Consider the following 20,143-nt stretch of genomic DNA (forward strand, 5'->3'; position numbering starts at 1 on the left):
ATAAAAAAACACTTCGATAGTTTTGGTTAATTTTAAAACAGTATGCAATTCTAGAGAATCACTTTAACTATCTCAAAACCTTAAGGTTCTTCCATTTATGCACATGTATAAGCAGATCGCGCTTTCTCTTCCTTTCCTTTTTTGCAGCCAACTCAGCCTTGCAGATTGGATTAATGATTCAGCTCAAAATGTTGAGGCGCATACCATCAAGCTGCGCCAACATATTCATCAGCATCCTGAACTAGGCAATATGGAATTCAAAACCTCTGAGTTGGTACAAAAAGAGTTAAAATCTTATGGGATTGAAGTGCGTAAAGGATATGCCAAAACAGGTGTTATTGGTGTTTTAAAGGGAGCTAAACCTGGCCCAGTCATGGCATTACGTGCCGATATGGACGCTTTAGCAATTGAAGAAAAAACAGGACTTCCTTTTGCTAGCAAAGTTAAAGCTATGTATCAAGGTAAAGAAACCCATGTCATGCATGGCTGTGGACATGATGCTCATACAGCCATGTTATTGGGCGCAGCCAAAGCACTTGCAGCCAATAAAGATAAAATTTCAGGTACAGTGGTCTTTGTCTTCCAACCTGCAGAAGAAGGCGGTGCAGATGTGGACAACTTTACTCAAGGGCACTTGATTGGTTCACGCAAAATGATTGCTGATGGTGCATTAAAGAATCCAAAGCCTGAAGTGATTTTTGGCATGCATGTAATGGCAGGTATGCCAAGCGGCACTATTTCATATAAAGACGGTGCTATCTTAAATAGTGGCGATCATCTGCGCATTCAAGTGAATGGTAAGCAAGTGCATGGTTCTATGCCTTGGTTGGGCCGCGACCCAATTTATGCGTCATCACAAATGATTAACAACATACAAAGCTTGATTAGCCGTAAAGCCGACTTAAGCAAAGGTATGGGTGTGGTGAGTATTGGGAGCATTCAAGGTGGTACAGCGGGCAATGTCATTCCTGAACAAGTGAATATGACCGGCACCATTCGCTCAAATAGTGAAAATATTCGTCAAAATATTCTCAAAGATTTACCGAAAATGATTGAATATAATGCACTGGCCAATGATGTTACGGCTAAGGTTGAAATTGCACCTTATGCACCTGTGACGATGAATGACAAAATATTAACGAAACTGATGCAACCCACTCTAGCCAAAGTTGTAGGTGACTCTAAACTGCATGTGCTTGAAAATAACTCTAGTGCCAGTGAAGACTTTGCCTATTATGGTGAGTTAATGCCGTCTTTATTTGTGTTCGTTGGTGCTACACCAGCCGACCAAGATATGTCCAAAGCGGCACCGAACCATAATCCACTGTTTATTGTTGATGATGCGACTTTAAAAACTGGGGTAGAAAGCCACGTACGCTTCATTATGGATTATCCTAAAGTTGCTGAACAAGTTCAGACCGTTTGGAAAAAGATACAAGTTGGACTACCGCCACTCTCCTAGACAAATATCGTCTATTCTTTTTACATTGAAGAGAACCAATGTGTGTAGGTAATGCTCCCTGAAATTAATAGAGGTTAAAAGTAGAGAATCAAATAAGTAAAGTGAGATGAGCCTGTAAATTATTTTGTGTAAATTCAGTTTTTATAAATGACCTTTTAATCGATCATCAAAGTGAATCGTAAACCAGTTCATCGCCAAACGCCAATTTTGGATGGGCATTGTCCATTTTTTAGAGGCGTTTGCAGTGGCTAAATATACAACTTTTCTGACTAATTCGTACTTGGAGATTTACTTGATCAAATTCCACCAGATGAGCAGATCGATTCTGTCTATACAGATGGGGTTATGACAAAAAATACTGTAGAAAAGTAATTTCAGATCGACAAGCACATGCGGTGATTCCACCGAGAAAAAATGCGCAACCTTGGAAAGATAAAACCCTAAGGTCTATGTAGAGAAATGAATTATTTAAAACGGTCAAACATTTAGGTAGAAAAATTTGGAAAAAGTGGTCTGGCTATCATCGCCGAAGCTGGATAGAAACTAAGATGTATTGCATCAAATTATTGGGCGATAAGCTAAGTGCAAGAAATTTTCAAAGCCAAGTCAATGAGATTCACGCACGCGTGGCGGTACTCAACAAATTTACAAAGTTAGGCCAACCTCACACCCAAGTTGTAACCTAAACTTGAGTAATCCCTAGACAACTTCAACTTATAAATCTTTGTGCAACAAAGTCGGCTTAAAGTCAGATCATCATTGACTAGCCCAAGATCAAATATAGCGTAGAGCTTTTAAATATTCACCATCTAGAATCACCCATGTGAAAGTCTACTGCTAATTCATCACACATCAATACGAGAACTGCGGTACTGAATAAGCTTACAAAATTAGGCAGACCTCACGTCCAAGTTGTCACTTAAATTTGAGCAACTTGGATAAAATTAAATGTTTTTGCAATAAGGCTCTAGTGAACCAAAAAACTTTTCTCTTAATTCAACCACTTCACCAATAATGGTTAAAGTCGGTGCCTGTATTTGATGTTCTGCGACTTTAGATGCAATATCCGCCAAAGTTCCAACCACAACTTTCTGCTCAGGTGTTGTACCTTTGGAAATCAGTGCAACAGGCATATTGGGACGTTGACCATGTTCAATCAATTTCTGACAGATTTTTTCCAATCCCACCAAACCCATATAAAGAACTAAAGTCTGATGCTCATAGACCAATTCATTCCAAGGCAACTCAGGCGAGCCTTCTTTTAAATGTCCTGTCAGAAAGCGTACACTTTGTGCATAATCACGATGAGTTAATGGAATACCTGCGTAAGCGGAACAGCCTGATGCTGCGGTAATTCCGGGTACAACTTGAAAACTAACATCAGAAGCGAATAATTCTTGAATTTCTTCGCCACCGCGTCCAAAAATAAACGGATCGCCCCCCTTTAAGCGACACACTCGTTTACCTTGTTGTGCATATTTCACCAATAAATCATTGATACCTTCTTGTGGCACAGCATGATTGGAACGCGCTTTACCGACATAGACCTTTTCCGCATCACGGCGACACAGTTCTAAAATCGGCGCAGATACCAAGCGATCATAAATCACCACATCGGCTTGTTGCATTAAACGTAAAGCTTTCAGTGTCAGTAGCTCAGGATCACCCGGGCCTGCACCGACCAAATAAACCTCACCTTTCGGTGTTTTCCACTCTTGTAAAGCCTGTTCAATCAACTGATCTGCTACAGCAATATTGTCATTAAAAACTTGTTCTTTTAGGGGGCTTGCATATAAGTCTTCCCAAAAAATACGGCGCTCATCAGGGTTGCTAATTTTTCCTTTAACAACTGCACGCCATTTTCCAGAAAAATCAGCAAGCTTTCCCATACTTTGAGGAATAGTTGCTTCAAGTTGGGTACGAATCTGGCGGGATAAAACAGGAGATGTACCATTGGTTGCAATTGAAATAACCAAAGGTGAACGATCAACAATTGCAGGCACCATAAAACGACAATGCGGTGGATCATCGACACTATTCACTAAGACATTTTCAGCCTCACAGACTTCAAAAATCTGTTGATTGGTGAATTTACTGTCTGTTGCTGCAATGACCAAGCGATATTGACGTAGATCTAAAGATTTAGAATTGTGTAGATTTAATTGCTGTTCAAATGTGGCTTGAACATATTGCCCTTGGCTTTGCACGACAATCTCTAATAGATTCGCATCAACTTCAGGTGCAATCACACTAATCACTGCGCCTGCTTTAGCTAAGAGCACAGCTTTACGATAGGCAATGTGTCCACCACCGACAACCAGACAAGGTTGCTGTTGCAATTTTAAAGAGATTGGAAAAATATCCATATTCAAAGCCCCCTTGTTTATGATGAAAATTGATAGGTTGCAGGCATTAATTTTCCTTGTTCTAACATCAATATTTCAGCGTGTAAAAATACTAACTCATCTACATGATGCGTCACATAAATCATCGGCAAATCAATTTCCTCTTTTAATCTTTTTAAGAATGGCAAAATTTGCTGTTTTAATTGATGGTCAAGCCCTGTCAGGGGTTCATCCAACAGCAATAAATGGGGTGAAGACAATAAAGCACGACCGATAGACACGCGCTGTGCTTCTCCACCAGAAAGCTGATGCGCTTTACGATGAATTAAAGGCTTTAATTCGAGTAAATCAACAATCTCATTAAAATGAAATTTACGATCTGCGTGATTAACCTGTTTTTCTGCATACATTAAATTTTGTTGTACATTCATGTGCGGGAACAATAGTGCATTTTGAAAAATCAGCGCAATTTTCCGTTGATGCATGGGCACATGAATGTTTTTTTGCTGGTCAAATAAAACCTGTTGATTAAACTGAATGGAGCCCTGTGTTGGATGTAATAAACCGACAAGATTCTTTAAAAATGTACTCTTACCACTACCCGATGCACCGACGATGCCCAATAGCTGATCTTGCATTTCAAACTGTATATTTAACTTAAAATCTGCCCTCAGATATTGAAAATCACAACATAGCATGAGGTTATCCTGTTAATTTCCGTTGATATTTCTGCAAGATAAAGTAATTAGCTATCAGTGCAGAAAAAGCAAGAATTAAAGAAAGAGTGACTAGACGTATCGCCATCTGTTCGCCATCGGGTTGTTGTAAAAAGGAATAAATGGCGATGGGAATGGTCCGGGTTTCATCAGGAATATTGCCGACAAATGTCATAGTTGCACCAAACTCGCCTAGACTACGACTAAAACATAAAATACTGCCAATCAAAATCCCTGGCAGTGCCAAAGGCAAATTAATACTGAAAAATACTTTCATCGGACTAGCGCCCAAAGAGCCTGCAATGTGTTCAAGCTGTTGATTCATCATTTGAAAAGACAGTCTGATGGGTTGCACCATTAAAGGAAAAGCCACAATCATGGAGGCCAATACTGCACCTTTCCAATTAAATGCCAATTCAACACCCATTTGATGTAAATATTGTCCAATCCAACCTTTATTGCCAAATAAAACCAAAAGCAAATAACCTAGAACCACAGGTGGCAATACCATGGGTAATTGTAAAATCGCCTCAACTAAGAATTTAAGTTTGAATTCATAACGAGCTAAACACCACGCCAATACAATTGCAAAAGGAATGCAAAACAGCGTTGCAAAGCAGGCAACTTTTGCCGAAAGGTAGAGTGCACTCAGTTCTTCAGGGCTTAGCATCCATCATCCTTCTCACTCTTTGCCTGTTTTATTAATTTCTTAAACCTTATTGATTAATGCTAAAACCATATTTTTGAAAAATAATTTTAGCTTGTGGACTACTTTTTACAAATTTTTCAAACTGTACTGCATCCCTATTTTTTTCACCCTGTTGGGTTAAAGCCAAAGGATAAAGAATCGGATGATGTGAGTTTTCAGGGAATGTCCCAATCACTTTTACCTTTTTGCTGATGAGTGCATCGGTTTTATAAACGATACCGACATCACATTCACCACGCTCTACAAATGCCAAGGCGGAACGGACATCATCTGTACCGACAATTCGCCCTTTTAAACTACCGAGCCAATTGAGTTTGATTAAACTTTGTTTGGCGTATTTCCCCGCAGGAACAGATTCCATTTGACCTGTACACAAATGTCCTTTAAAGGATTGTGCAAAATTAAAATTGGGTTGTGCTTTAAATGCGATATTTAAATTCTTTGGACTAATCAGCACCAATTGATTTAACAATAAAGCTTTGCTTTTATTTTCATCAATTATTTGTTTTTTGATTAAATAATTCATCCAATCAACATCCGCAGAAAAGAAAAGATCACTCTTTGCCCCTGCTTCAATCTGTTTAGCCAAAGCAGAAGATGCCCCAAAAACAGGTACAATATCGGTCTGAGGATGTTGCTTTTCATAAATTACAGCAATATCTGAGATGGCATTGGTTAAACTCGCAGCGGCATATACCTTGACAGTTTCAGCTTGGGTTAAATTGCATAGACTGAATAATACTACTCCAATCATTAAATTTTTCATGCTTTCTCCAAGTACGAATTATTGATATTTAGCGCAATAAATGATTTTAATTAGATGAAAAATCCATCTACACTTTGCCCTGCGTGTATTTTCTCCCCAGCAGGAATACGAACCAAAGCATTGGCGTGCATCAAATTGCTCAGCATATGTGATTGTTGATTGGACAAACTACTGACTTTTAATGTTGCCTGATCAAAACTGATGCTCATGCGTAAAATGCGTTCTCGTGCATCGGCTTTTAAGTCGTGGGTCAATGCTGCTTTAAAGCCATTGGGAATATGTCGATGTCCCTGCAAAGCATTTAAAACGGTTTGAGTATAAATGTGCATTCCAACATAGACCGCAGCAGGGTTTCCGGGTAAACCTAATAAATAACAAACGGATCCATCTGTTCTGATAAATTCTGCAAACAACATCGGCTTACCGGGTTTTTGTTTTACTTTCCAGAATATTTGCTGAAAACCTAAATCCAAAGCGACAGGTCGAATAAAATCATAGTCACCGACAGATACACCACCTGTGGTTAGAATCAGATCGTATTTTTGATTTAAATCAGCTAATAAACTGTTTACGGCCTCGGCTGTATCTGCGACATGAAAAATATCAACTTTTTGGTTTTGTTGTTGAAACCATGCCTGAATAAGCGGTGCATTGGCATCAAAAATTTTCCCTGCTTCAAAATCTGCACTGCTTTTTGCGACTTCATCCCCTGTAATCACCACTGCGATTTTAGGATATTGATAAACTTGAACCTGTTGCACGCCTGCCATACTCAGTGAAGCGATGGCACCGACTGATAATTGTTGTCCTGCTTGTGCTAAAAGTTGCCCAACAGTAATTTCTTCGCCTGCATCCCGAATATCCGCATGAATTTTTAAATGTTCTGTTATTTCGATGGATTCAGCGTTAATAATTTGGACAATTTCCTGCCTTGCCACAGTCGTTGTGCCCTGTGGAATTTCAGCACCTGTGAAAATCCGTAGCGCCTGCCCTGCCTGTAAAGTTAATTCTGCGCTTTGCCCTGCACGAATTTCACCGATTAAAGTAAATTGGCTATGCGCTTGTATAACATCTTCGAAATGATGTTCTACAGAATCAGTTGGATTGATCGCATAACCATCCACTGCACTTTGTGAAAATAAAGGCAATTGAATGGCTGAAAAAATATCTTCGGCTAAATAACGGTTTAAAGCAGCATTCAATTCAAGTGTTTCAGTACCTGAAAGTTGGATTTTTTCTAAAATCAAAGCTAAAGCCTGATCAATCGAAATCAATCCTGATTCCGTTCCACAACCTAAATATGTAGCCGATTCTACTTGAGGCGGGATCATTTCATTGATGCTTTCACTCATTGATAACCGCCTTGATGTGGAATATTTTTTTGCACATCAAACAAATGAACCAATGCAGGTAAAATTGCGATTAAGGATTCTTTGGCACCCTGACGACTTCCCGGCAAAGTAATCACTAAACTGTTGTCGATATAACCTGCAACTCCACGGCTGAGTGCCGCATAAGGCGTGCGTTTCTGCCCAAAACTACGGGAAGCTTCCATTAAACCGGGAATTTCACGCTTCAATAAGGGTTGAATAGTTTCCACGGTTAAATCTTTTGGCCCTAAACCTGTACCACCCACGGTTAAAATTAGCGGATATTGATTTTTTTGTTGTTCAATTAAAGCCAATAATTGTTCAGGGCTATCTGCAATCACTTGATAGCTGATATTGCTAAAATTCGCTTCCTGTAAAATTTCCAAAACATTTTTCCCTGCGGTATCGGGCTTTTTTCCCGCAGCGACTGTATCTGACAGCACAATCACCGATGCAGATAACGCCTCTTTCAGCGCACGGGTAAAATGCGACTTACCGCCTTTTTTCTTGTCTAATTTGCACTGATCCAAACTTAAATCTTCAGGCTCACAATGTGGTTTCAGCATGTCATAGAGGGTTAGACCTGCAAGGCTGACTGCTGTCAATGCCTCCATTTCTACGCCCGTTGGGCCAATCGTTTCAACAGTTGCAATAATTTTTACATAATTTTCAAATAGTTCGAAATCCACGTCTGCACGATAAATTGGCAATGGATGACACAATGGAATCAGCTCATCGGTACGTTTTGCCGCTAAAATGCCTGCAATACGTGCAGTTTTAAGCGCATCGCCTTTTTCGGTATTACCATTGCGAAGCAATTCAATGCAATGTGGCGGTGCGTATAAAATACCCGATGCAATTGCAGTCCGATAGCTTTCCGCCTTCATACCTACATTTTTCATGACAATATCCTTCAGTGCTGATACAACTTTATAGGTTTAGAGCATTCATTTAAATCAGGATTGAAATGAATGCTGTTGATGCGATTCATCACTTTATTGATGTGCTTTATCATGACAAAGTTCATGCTTATGACGATGACTATTTGAGTGATGCTTATCCTGATCTAAGCTTTGATCTAAATCCTGCCGAATACAACAGCCTTCCACATATTGGCTTGTCCCATCACAGTAAAATTCTTCTTTCCACACAGGCACTTCATGTTTGACCCGTTCCACCGCTTCTTCACACGCCTGAAATGCTTCACGGCGATGCGCTGCATAGGCAATGGCAATAATCGCCGTTTCACCAATATCCAAAGCGCCAATTCTGTGAATCACCCGTACATAAGACACGCCGTATTTTTGTTGAATATCCTGTTCAATCTGACGAATCATTTTTTCCGCTACAGGTGCATAAGCGGTATATTTCAAGGCTTGAACGGCTTTACCTTCATGATGATTGCGCACCGTGCCAATAAATACGCCAATGCCCCCACATTCAGGAAAATGTTGAATGCCATCAAAAATATCCTGTGTAAATGCATGGGTCTGAATCCGTGCAAAATGTTTTAGTGCTTGCATAATCAACCTCCTGCGACAGGTGACAGCATGACAAGGGTACTGTCATGATTGAGTAGCATTTGCCGTGACACAATATCTTCACCAATAGCGCAGGCACAGCGTTCAAGCATTTTTTGCGCATGTGGATATAACAGTTCCACTTGTGCTAAAACATCTGCAATGCAGCTTGAAGCATCACACTGTAGGATTAAATCACTCGGTAATTGCCGTTCAATTGCACCAAAGGCTTCAATTTTAACTAGAATATTTGACATCTTTAACCTCCAAGCATATGCATACTGATTTTTCGGGATGCCTGCTGCGCTGTTCGGGCTTGAATAGCATCATAGCCTTGTTCTTTTTTCCAAATATAAGCACCAACTTTTTGCAATAATGCTAACTTCTCAGAGGTGTTTTCAGGCATTTTTTCAACGGTTGATAATGCAAATTGTCGTGAAGCTGACAATAGCGCTTTAATTTCTGTTTTCAGCGCTAAGCCTTTTGGCGCAAACAAACAGTTATACAATTCGCCCTGTGCCGTTAAACGAATCCGATCACAATCACTGCAAAATGAATGACTGATAGTGGAAATAATACCAATCGAATGTTTTTTGATGAGATGACTGTCGCCTAAATAGCTGTTGATTAAATATTGCCGTGCAGGATTGGCCCGATATTGAGCCGATGGTTGTTCCTGAATTTGTACATCAAATTCAGTCGCCAATGTCGCTAGAATCTGTTGCTCACTCACCACATCCGCAACCGACCATTTTTGATCACCATCAAGTGGCATAAACTCAATAAAACGTAGCACAATATCCTGCTGAATCGACCATTTTGCCAAAGGTAAAATCTGATTGTCATTCATACCTTTCATTAAAACCGTATTAATTTTAATCGGCAATCCAACTTCTTGTGCCGCAGAAATCCCTGCCAATACAGGTGCCAACTCTTTTTGGGTCAGCTGTTTAAATTGTTTAGCATCCAAACTATCCAAACTGATATTCAGATCATCCAAACCTGCATTCTTCAGTGCTTCAGCATATTTTTTTAAATAATGCGCATTGGTGGTCATCGAAATACGTTTTAGACCAATTTTTTTGAATTGTTGTAATTGTTCAATAAAATGCACCACTCCTTGGCGCATTAAAGGTTCACCACCTGTAATGCGAATATGTTCGATACCTTGTTGCACCATAAAATGGCAAAATTGATAAAGTTCCTCAAAGCTGAGTAAATCCTGTTTTTTTACCCACTCAGGATGTTCAGGCATACAATAGACACACTTAAAATTACAGCGATCAGTCACTGAAATTCTGAGTTTGCGCTTTTGACGACCAAATTGATCAGCAAATACGGCTTGTGTTTCCAATGGCATCATCGCATTCATTCTGAGCACTCACCTCTTTGGGTATTTAAATGTTGCACTCTATTTATGCTTCAACTTAAAACGGCCCAATCCATCCTGATGACTTGTTGTTATGAGAGGTAGCAATAAGTGTTCCAACTTTGTGCCAAAGTAGAAATTTGCCTGAATTAATGGAGGAATTTCAGTTGTTGATACTGTTGCAACTCATCCAATGAATTAATACTGTGAAAAAAGAGTGCATGATTTTTAAAACATGCCACCTGAGCGTGCAAAGATTCAAAACATTGCTTTAAACTGCGCTGTTTTTGCTCAAGCTGTGCCACTAATGTGGGAAAACTGCTGCGCTTTAACAAACAAAATGGATATAAAGCAGTTTGATTGATTTCCACATAAGCCACTTCTGCCTTCGGATTTTTAGCCAAAGTCTGATGCAACATTGCCACGACATTGGACGGAATATAGGTTACATCACAAGGTACAAAAAGCACATAATCAGATTGCACATGTGACCATGCACTTTTCATCCCCATCACAGGGCCTAAAAAGCCACGTTCATCATCCTGATAACAATGCAAACCCGGAATAATTTTCTGATAAATTGAATCATCCCGATGGCTGTTAATCCACACAGTCGTTACAGTAGATTTAAGTTGTTGATGGATTTTAATTAATTGAATTTGATCATCAAATTTCTGCAAAAGTTTATTCATGCCATTCATACGCCGAGCCTGACCACCTGCAAGAATGACCAAATCAGTGGCAGGATAATCCACCTTCAAACTCACTTTCCGATAGATTCTTTTTACTGTGTTACGCAAGTCTATTTTTTTCAATGTGTCTTCTTTCATAGCCTTTATATTCATTGATTTTAGATTAAACGCCTTTATTTTCATGTTCATAACCGTGCCTCCATCTGACAGATTTTAATCAAACCACGAATTTCAGGTAGACATGAACCACAATTTCCACCAGCTTTTAAACACGCTGTGACTTGTTTTTCATCGGTGATATTTTTGGCTTTGATGGTTTCAATCATGCGGTTTTTCCCGACTTTAAAACAACTACAAACCAAAGCCCCCTCACTGTTCCCCATCGACATCGGTTGCCCTGCAAGTAAGGCTTTACGGTGCATCGCACTCAAGCGTTCCCGCTTAAACAAACTTGCAACCCAATCCCGATCAGGCAATAAAGCTTTAGGTGCAATATATAAACTTGCAATTAAAATGCCATTTCTAAGCACAATGTTATGACTGATATATGCCGATGGATCTTCTACATTCAGCCACTCAAAACTTTCATCCTCAAAAGCTAAAAGTTCTTTGAGCTTTTCAGTGGTCGCAGACATTTTTCGACGATCTGCCAACTCATAACGGGTGGCTTTTGCTGTGGTAATTTTGGTCCACCACACCATTTTATCCACTGCATTTTTTGTATAATGTTCAAAACCTTGACGAACATATAACACGCCTTGCCACTGTGTATAAAAAGGCTGAATAATGACAGGTGTATGTTTAAATTCAGGCTCGCCCGAAATTGCATCCACCACAGGATTGACCACTTTACCAATTCTCGCATCGGATGCTGTTTGCTCTGTCCAATGAATGGGGGCAAAAACCTGTCCACGGCGGATTTTATCGCTCAGCACGACACGTAAGATACAACTGCCCCATTTCGATTTTACTTCAACCAATTCAGTGTCTTTTAAACCAAACTTCAAAGCATCCTGAGGATGAATCTCGCAATAGGGTTCAGCTTTATGGGTACTTAAATTGGCGGATAAACCTGTACGGGTCATAGTATGCCATTGGTCCCGAATTCGACCTGTATTTAAAATCAAGGGGTATTCACTGTCGGTTTGATGTACAGGATGAACGACGGACGTGGCAATAAATTTGGCTTTCCCATCGGCATGACTGAAATGTCCATCAGCATACAAACGCGCCACAGCATCTTCTTTTTGTTCGCTTGACCATACAGGCCATTGAATCGGTGCTAAATTTTGATAATCAGTGATGCTTAAATTTGTTAATCCCTTTAAATTAAAATATCGAAAAATAGTTTCATCCGTTCTGTTGGTCAGTTCTACATTTTGATAGGCCGATAATTGTGCATGTTCTGTAAAAATGTCATGGCTACTGGTGAAATCAAAGCCATCAAAACCCATTTTTTTTGCCACTTGCGCAATTGCCCACCAATCTGGCTTAGTTTGCTCAGGTGCATCTAAAAAAGCATTCTGACGAGAAATACGTCGTTCTGAATTCGTGACCGTACCTTCTTTTTCGCCCCATGCCAGTGCAGGTAAAAGCACATCTGCATATTGTGTCGTATCTGTTTCTGCACAAATATCAGATACCACCACAAACTCACACTTTTCTAAAGCACGCTTTACTTGATCAGCATTGGGTAAACTCACCACAGGATTGGTCGCCATAATCCAAATCGCTTTAATTTCACCTGCTTCAACAGCTTCAAATAAATCAACTGCCTTTAAACCTGCTTTTTGTGCAATGTATGGACTATTCCAAAATTCCTGAACCAATTGTTGATGTTTAGGATTTTCAATCTCCATATGCGCCGCCAACATATTGGCAAGCCCGCCAACCTCACGACCACCCATCGCATTTGGCTGTCCTGTCATTGAAAATGGTGCAGCACCAAGTTTGCCAATTTTCCCTGTTAACAGATGACAGTTGATAATACTGTTGGCTTTATTTACGCCTTGTGAAGATTGATTAACCCCCATCGAAAATAAAGTCATGACTTTTTCAGTCTGAGCAAACTTTTGATAAAACAATTCTAATTTTTCGAGAGAAATTCCTGTTTTTTTTGCCACGTCGTAAATAGAGGATTCACTGTGGCTACTGTCCAAAGCAGCTGTTAAACCTTGGGTATGTGCTGTGACAAAATCGGCATCGGTTGCATCATTTTGATGCAAATATTGCAATAGACCATTAAACAGTGCGACATCCTGTCTGGGTAAAATCGGTAAGTGTAAGTCTGCGGCTTCACAGGTTGCAGTAAAACGTGGGTCTATCACCACCACGAATAAATCCCGCTCTTCTTTGGCTTTCATAATCCGTTGATATAAAACAGGATGACACCAAGCTGTGTTTGAACCAACCAAAACCACCATATTGGTATGTTCAAAATCTTCATAACTTGCAGGGACAATATCTTCCCCGAAAGCACGTTTATGTGCTGCGACAGCAGAAGACATGCACAGTCGTGAATTGGTGTCGATATTAGCTGTACCCAAATAACCTTTCACAAATTTATTGACGACATAATAATCTTCAGTCAACAATTGCCCCGACACATAAAAAGCAACACTTTCACGCCCATACTGATCAATACAATGCTGAAATTTCTCTGCAATTTTTGTAGTGACTGTATCCCAATCAGATTTTTCTCGTTGTTCTTTTCGCCCTATCATCGGCTGTAAAACACGACTTTCCAAACCAAGTGTATCGGCTAAATTACTGCCTTTAATACACAATTTCCCAAAATTGGCAGGATGATGAATATTCCCTGTGACCGTGACTTTTTGCCCCAAAGTCCCCGTTTGTACCGTAGCCGTCACGCCACAACCCACACCACAGTATGGGCACGTAGAATCTGTGGTTTTAATATTATTGTCAGTATGACTTTCTGTGGAGCCGTGCAGTTCCATCATGGGGATACTCTTCATGGATGCTCCTTAATCTAAATTGCTTTTTTAATTCCCCCTCCTTTTAGGAGGGGTTTGGGGGAGGTTCTCATCACCCTGCTTGTTTTAATGCAAAATCTCGACCAAACAGTAATTTATTGCGAATACTTGAAATTGAGCTTTGATCTGCAATCAATTCTGCATACCAAGCACCGTCTTCGGTATCACCAAACAACACAGCACCAATCATTTTGTCTTTTTGAATAATGATGCGTTTGTAAATCTGACGTTTTTCATCATTCAGAATAATGTCTTCATAATCTTCGGCTGATTCACTATTTTCCAAATCAATTCGACCTGCAGAAAACACATCACAGCCACTGACTTTTAACTGCGTGGGTACAGTTGGCGCTTTAAAAGTTAAACTGCCATGCTCTGCCAAATGAGTCGCGCAAATAAAAGCTTGCCCCCACAATGGCTCAACCAATCCAAAAGTTTGATTACGATGTTCAATACATTCACCGACCGCATAAATACTTGGGTCAAAAGTCTGCATGGTGTCATTTACCATCACGCCACGATTGCAACGCAAGCCTGCACTTTGTGCCAAAGTAATATTGGGGCGAATACCGACAGCAAACACGACTAAATCTGCATCGATGATTGTGCCATCTTTCAGTTTAATCTGACTGACATGCCCATCCTGACCCATCAATTCTGCGGTATTGGCTTCAGTGATGATCGAAATACCTTTCGCTTCAATACTGTGACGCAGCATTACACTTGCTCTACTATCAAGCTGACGCTCCATAATTCGATCCATCAAATGCAATACGGTGACATTCATTCCTCGTTGCTTTAAACCATAGGCTGCTTCAAGCCCCAACAATCCACCACCAATCACCACCGCATTTTTTTTGTTTTTGCAATAATCAAGCATGGTCTTCACATCGTAAATATCACGGAAGCTGATTACACCTGTTAAATCTGCACCTGAAATAGGCGGAATAAAGGGTTTTGAACCTGTGGCTAAAATCAAACGGTCATAATCCACTACCTGACCTTTTTGGGTATAGACTTGCTTCCGTGGGCGATCAATTTTCACAGCAGGATCATCGGCAATAAAATTGATATTTTTCGACTGATACCATGAATATGGATGCAACATAATATCTTCAATGGTTTTTTCACCTGACAAAACAGGCGACAACATAATGCGGTTATAATTACCCCATGGTTCTTCACCGATCACGGTAATATCATAACGATCAGGTGCCATATCTAATAAATCTTCCAAGCAACGCATACCTGCCAAACCATTACCAACCAAAACAAGTTTGGTTTTTTCTTGCGATGCCACATTATTGGTAATATAGGTTTTTTGTGCTATCGGGCAGACAAAAACATCGCCATTTTCAATTTTGCTTGGAAATACCAATAGTTTCTGTTCTTTATCCTCTAAACAACGCCCCGTCGCTAAACTAAAATGTTGCTTATAAATTGGCGATGCGACTACACGTTCACCTTGTAAATCACCCAAAATTCCCCGTGACATCACAAAAGCTTGGCTAAAAGGGTCTTGGTTGCTTAAAGCATATATTCGCTTTTCATTCCCGACACGGAATAAAGCAATTTGTTGCTGATTGATGATTGCTCCAACGCCTGTATTCGGCGTGATATCATCGAGTTGGCAGACTTTAATCCAATCTAATTCAGCGATTGGATTCACGCTTTTTAAAATAGTCATGCAAATTCTCCTTGATTTTATTCAGTGCAAATACTTAGCTTTCAACCGCTTAAGCTTCAACCATCGCAATACGGCTCACATCACGTTCTGCTGTGGTTTTTGGACGGATTTGCCCACGTTCAGAGGCAAACTGAATATGTGGATCATTTTGTTGTTCAGCTTTTGCATTAATAAAGGTGATAAAGCGTTTACGTACTTCAGGGTCTTCAATTGCAGTACGCCATTCATCCTGATAAGTGCCAACCACGTGCGACATACGGCGTTCCAATTCATCCGCTATGTCTAAAGAATCATCAATCACGACGGCTTTTAGATAATCCAAGCCCCCTTCCATGTTGTCACGCCATACTGAAGTTCGTTGTAAACGGTCTGCGGTTTGCACATAGAACATAAAGAAACGGTCGATATAGCGAATTAAAGTTTCCGTATCCAAGTCGGAAGCCAATAATTCTGCATGACGAGGTTTCATCCCACCATTACCACAGACGTATAAATTCCAACCTCGTTCTGTAGCAATCACACCGACATCTTTACTTTGTGCTTCAGCACACTCACGGGTACAGCCTGAAACCGCCATTTTAAGTTTATGTGGTGAACGTAAACCCTTATAACGATTCTCTAAAAAGATCGCTAAGGCCATAGAATCATCAACGCCATAACGACACCATGTACGACCCACGCAAGATTTAACGGTACGTAGTGATTTACCGTAGGCATGACCTGATTCAAAGCCTGCATTGATGAGTTTTTCCCAAATATCAGGCAATTGATGCACTTGCACCCCAAATAAATCAATGCGTTGCCCACCTGTTATTTTGGTATACAAGCCATAATCTTTCGCTACTTGCCCAATGGCAATTAAACCTTCAGGGGTAATTTCCCCTCCTGCGATTCGTGGCACAACCGAATAAGAGCCATCTTTTTGAATGTTGCCCAAGTAATAATCATTACTGTCCTGTAGACCTGCATGAGTGGGTTTTAAAACAAAATCGTTCCAACAAGATGCTAAAATATTCGCTACCGTTGGTTTACAAATATCACAACCTAAACCATGCCCATGTTGATGGATTAAATCACCAAAGGTTTTAATTTCATTGACTCGCACCAAGTGATAGAGCTCTTGACGTGAATAGGCAAAATGCTCACATAGATGATTATTAACCGTTACCCCTTGACGCTGTAATTCAGATTTTAAAACCTGTGTCACCAAGGCTGAACAACCGCCACACGCCGTTGCGGCTTTGGTGCATTTTTTTAGTGCACCCAATGAGGTTGAACCCTCTGCAATTGCCGAACAAATATCTGCTTTAGACACATTATTACATGAACAAATCGTTGCGCTGTCGGGCAGTAAATCAACACCACTTCCGCCACTTTTAGAAGGTGCATTGGTATACCCTGGCATAATCAAACTTTCAGGGCTTTCTGGAACAGCCAAGCCATTCAGCATCATTTGTAAAAGGTCGTTATATTCTTTGGCACAACCAACCAAAACTGCACCCAAAAGTTTAGTTTTTTCAGCATTCACCACGATTTTTTTATAAATCATGGCATCTTCATCTGCATAAAAATAACTGAGTGCATTCGGTGTTATGGCGTGTGCATCACCGACTGATGCCACATCAACACCCATTAGTTTCAGCTTGGTGCTCATGTCTGCACCTAAAAATGCAGTGCTTGTTTGTGACATCACGTGCTTGGCTGCAATACGTGCCATGTCATAGCCAGGTGCAACCAAACCATAAATTTTATTTTGCCATAATGCACATTCACCAATGGCGTAAATGTCTTCATCTGAGGTTTGGCAATAATCATTAATACTGATTCCGCCACGCTCCCCCATGTTCAAACCACTTTGACGCGCCAATTCATCACGTGGGCGAATGCCTGCGGAGAAGAGAATGATGTCTGTTTCAAGCTCTGAACCATCACCAAACTTCATCACATGTGTGGTTGATGTACCCTCTTCAATGGATGATGTCGCTTTTTGGGTATGGACTTTCACGCCTAAATTTTCGATTTTTGAACGTAAAACTTTGCCGCCCAAATCATCAATTTGTACCGCCATTAAACGGGGTGCAAATTCCACCACATGGGTGTCTAAATCTAAATCTCTTAATGCTTTGGCTGCTTCTAATCCAAGCAGACCACCACCAATGACCACACCTGTTTTAGCATTTAAACTTGCAGCACGAATGGCATCAAGGTCATCAATTGTCCGATATACAAAGCAATTTTTACGTTCATTGCCCGGAATCGGTGGAACAAAAGCATAAGAACCTGTTGCTAAGATCAATTTATCATAGGCAATCACATCACCATGATTGGTTGTAATGCTTTTATTGATACGATCAATGGCAACCGCTTTGGTGCTTAAACGCAAATCTATTCCATAAGCATCTGCAAAATCACTACGGCATAAGGTTAAATCTTTGACAGATTTTCCTGAGAAATATTCAGTTAAATGCACACGGTCATAGGCTAAACGAGATTCTTCAGCAAGGATGGTGATTTCCACTTCATCGCCTGCATGCTCAAGCACCGATTCGATAAATTTGTGACCCACCATACCGTGACCAATCATGACTAATTTCATTTCAATTCTCCTCAAATTTTCTTATTTTTTTGCGATTAAGCTGCGTGATTTTGTTTAGTGCTTTGTGCAAGGCTTTGTTCAAGATCGTGGCGCTCAAGAACAGCGGCTTCAAACAATTTTTGTTCTTTTTCTTTATGTTCAACCGAGAAACGAATCATCAAGACACAACTTGCAGCGATCACCACCAAACCACCCAACACCATCAATGTAGTTTGAATATCAAGCATACCTTTCAATAAGAAACCTGCTGCCACTGCTCCGACATTACCGCCTGCACCAATAATGCCTGCCACACCACCTAAAGCATCACGGTCAATAAATGGAACAAGTGCATAGGTGGCACCACATGCCATATGCGTAAATAGTGCAAATACTGTCATTGCGAGGATGGCAAAAACCGCAGTATTCATTTGAGAGAAGACCACCAAAAATACACCTTCCATCAAGATCATCAGGAAAAGTACTTTAGTACGACCATCCAAACCTTTTTTTGTTGCGACTTTATCTGAAACAATGCCACCTAAAGCACGAGCAAATAAAGCAAGTAAACCGAAAATTCCTGCTGCCAATCCTGCTTCTTTTAAACCAAACTGAAAATTATCGACGTAGTACAGAGCAATAATGTTATGAATAAAAATTTCAATACCAAAACATGCCGCATACGCCCCAAAGAGAATCCAAACGCGATAGTTACGTGCAGCGTGCATTAAAATCGCAATGCCACCTTTTTTATCACTGCCGACTTGAATACCTTGTGCACGTAATTCTTTAAAATCGCCTTGTGGGCAATCTTGCGTAAATTTCCAATACATCACACCAACAAGCAACATCAATACGCCCGGCACAATCAGCGCAATTCTCCAACCCATTGCCTGTTCAACACCAAACATCACTAAAGCCGCTAACATTAAGGGCATTAAAGCCTGTGTCGCACCACCACCTGCATTTCCCCAACCTGCTGTGGTTGCATTTGCTGTTCCTACGACATTCGGTGCAAACATAATGCTGGTGTGATATTGCGTAATTACAAAACTGGCACCAATTGCACCAATGAGTAAGCGGAAAAATAAGAAGGATTCATAACTGTTGGCAGATGCCACACCAAACACAGGAATACTGCCGATGATTAATAGTGCGGTATAAGTTTTACGTGGCCCGTATTTGTCACAAAGTGGGCCAACAATCAGACGAACTAAAATGGTAATCGCAACTGCTGCAATATTAATATTGGCAATTTGATCTTTAGTCAGATGAAATTCACCTGCAATCACAGGCATGAGTGGTGCACAGGCAAACCATGCAAAGAAACAGACAAAAAAAGCGAGCCAACTCATGTGGAAGGCTCGCATCGCTGCGCTATTAAAATTTAAAAGACTTATTTTTGTAGCTTTCTTAGCATCTAAATTTGAAGACATAACCTTTTCCTACCTGAACTGAACGTGTGGGTTTTCTGTGATGCAGACATTGCATCTCAGAGCGATCAGAGCGGACATCGTTGGCCGTCTTACAAATTTCTTATGAGAGTCGTCTTTGACTCGAAATAGATAATGCACTTAGTGTGCCAATGCTTTAAATAAAAATTTAATTATTTGATTTTTATATATTTATTATTTTTTAAACTCTATTTTACTGTTATTTAAGATACCTAAATTAAAATAATGATGACTTTAAAAATGCTTTGTTAATGTTCATCTTGCGCTAATCAAGTGCATCATGATGATGCATACCCCATAAGCCATTATTTTTCATAATTTTATATATTTATAAATTTTGTATAAAATCTTTTATTTAAGCTTTATATTATTGAAATATATAACGAATAATCTATCCATCCAAATAAGTGCTTAAGGTTTATAAGAAACAGTATGACTGGCATCTTATTTGCTTGTTTATAGCTATAATTTTTTAAGTTTCA

General features: G+C 40.0%; 15 protein-coding genes and 2 pseudogenes. 2 read left to right on the forward strand and 15 right to left on the reverse strand.

Annotated elements, in window-relative coordinates:
- Positions 1–103: 103 nt before the first annotated feature.
- Positions 104–1,462 carry an amidohydrolase gene (locus BBP83_RS05305; RefSeq protein WP_171258049.1) on the forward strand — a complete coding sequence of 453 codons (1,359 nt, stop codon included), beginning with the start codon at positions 104–106 and terminating at the stop codon, positions 1,460–1,462.
- A 141-nt stretch (positions 1,463–1,603) separates the two neighbouring features.
- Here the strand turns inward: BBP83_RS05305 and BBP83_RS15155 are convergent.
- Positions 1,604–1,732, reverse strand: a pseudogene (locus BBP83_RS15155) (IS256 family transposase); the annotation flags it as partial.
- Positions 1,733–1,738: 6 nt separating this feature from the next.
- Here BBP83_RS15155 and BBP83_RS14935 point away from each other — a divergent pair.
- A pseudogene (locus tag BBP83_RS14935) lies at positions 1,739–2,148 on the forward strand (IS5 family transposase); the annotation flags it as partial.
- Positions 2,149–2,406: 258 nt separating this feature from the next.
- Here BBP83_RS14935 and cysG read toward each other — a convergent pair.
- The 14 genes from cysG to BBP83_RS05375 form a co-directional block, all read right to left on the reverse strand.
- Positions 2,407–3,828: a siroheme synthase CysG gene (cysG, locus tag BBP83_RS05310; protein WP_068886368.1), complete on the reverse strand. Its 1,422-nt coding sequence runs from the start codon at positions 3,826–3,828 to the stop codon at positions 2,407–2,409.
- Positions 3,829–3,845: 17 nt separating this feature from the next.
- Positions 3,846–4,505 (reverse strand): ATP-binding cassette domain-containing protein, encoded by a 660-nt coding sequence (locus BBP83_RS05315; RefSeq protein WP_068886369.1) that lies wholly within the window; start codon positions 4,503–4,505, stop codon positions 3,846–3,848.
- A gap of 4 nt (positions 4,506–4,509) precedes the next feature.
- Positions 4,510–5,193 carry a molybdate ABC transporter permease subunit gene (gene modB, locus BBP83_RS05320; RefSeq protein ID WP_068886370.1) on the reverse strand — a complete coding sequence of 228 codons (684 nt, stop codon included), beginning with the start codon at positions 5,191–5,193 and terminating at the stop codon, positions 4,510–4,512.
- Between the two features lie 46 nt (positions 5,194–5,239).
- Positions 5,240–5,998: a molybdate ABC transporter substrate-binding protein gene (gene modA / locus BBP83_RS05325; protein WP_068886371.1), complete on the reverse strand. Its 759-nt coding sequence runs from the start codon at positions 5,996–5,998 to the stop codon at positions 5,240–5,242.
- Between the two features lie 50 nt (positions 5,999–6,048).
- Positions 6,049–7,350: a molybdopterin molybdotransferase MoeA gene (locus BBP83_RS05330; protein ID WP_415502323.1), complete on the reverse strand. Its 1,302-nt coding sequence runs from the start codon at positions 7,348–7,350 to the stop codon at positions 6,049–6,051.
- A complete protein-coding gene (gene moaCB, locus BBP83_RS05335) occupies positions 7,347–8,270 on the reverse strand; it encodes a bifunctional molybdenum cofactor biosynthesis protein MoaC/MoaB (protein WP_068886372.1) in 924 nt (307 codons plus the stop codon). The genes BBP83_RS05330 and moaCB overlap by 4 nt, the downstream gene beginning before the upstream one ends.
- A 93-nt stretch (positions 8,271–8,363) precedes the next feature.
- Positions 8,364–8,891: a molybdenum cofactor biosynthesis protein MoaE gene (locus tag BBP83_RS05340; RefSeq protein WP_068886373.1), complete on the reverse strand. Its 528-nt coding sequence runs from the start codon at positions 8,889–8,891 to the stop codon at positions 8,364–8,366.
- Between the two features lie 2 nt (positions 8,892–8,893).
- Positions 8,894–9,145: a MoaD/ThiS family protein gene (locus BBP83_RS05345; protein ID WP_068886374.1), complete on the reverse strand. Its 252-nt coding sequence runs from the start codon at positions 9,143–9,145 to the stop codon at positions 8,894–8,896.
- Positions 9,146–9,147: 2 nt separating this feature from the next.
- Positions 9,148–10,260 (reverse strand): GTP 3',8-cyclase MoaA, encoded by a 1,113-nt coding sequence (gene moaA, locus BBP83_RS05350; RefSeq protein ID WP_068886375.1) that lies wholly within the window; start codon positions 10,258–10,260, stop codon positions 9,148–9,150.
- 146 nt (positions 10,261–10,406) lie between these two features.
- A complete protein-coding gene (mobA, locus tag BBP83_RS05355; protein WP_068886376.1) occupies positions 10,407–11,087 on the reverse strand; it encodes a molybdenum cofactor guanylyltransferase in 681 nt (226 codons plus the stop codon).
- Positions 11,088–11,134: 47 nt separating this feature from the next.
- The gene (locus BBP83_RS05360; RefSeq protein WP_068886377.1) at positions 11,135–13,927 is read right to left on the reverse strand and encodes a nitrate reductase; all 2,793 of its coding nucleotides are present in this window, start codon (positions 13,925–13,927) and stop codon (positions 11,135–11,137) included.
- A 70-nt stretch (positions 13,928–13,997) separates the two neighbouring features.
- Complete coding sequence (gene nirD / locus BBP83_RS05365; protein WP_068886378.1) at positions 13,998–15,632, reverse strand: nitrite reductase small subunit NirD; 1,635 nt, start codon at positions 15,630–15,632, stop codon at positions 13,998–14,000.
- A gap of 49 nt (positions 15,633–15,681) precedes the next feature.
- Positions 15,682–18,228, reverse strand: coding sequence for a nitrite reductase large subunit NirB (gene nirB, locus BBP83_RS05370; protein ID WP_068886379.1), 2,547 nt, complete (start codon positions 18,226–18,228; stop codon positions 15,682–15,684).
- A gap of 35 nt (positions 18,229–18,263) precedes the next feature.
- Complete coding sequence (locus tag BBP83_RS05375; RefSeq protein WP_068886380.1) at positions 18,264–19,643, reverse strand: MFS transporter; 1,380 nt, start codon at positions 19,641–19,643, stop codon at positions 18,264–18,266.
- Positions 19,644–20,143 lie beyond the last annotated feature (500 nt).

Source organism: Acinetobacter celticus, from assembly GCF_001707755.1.
GTDB classification, from domain to species: Bacteria; Pseudomonadota; Gammaproteobacteria; order Pseudomonadales; family Moraxellaceae; genus Acinetobacter; species Acinetobacter celticus.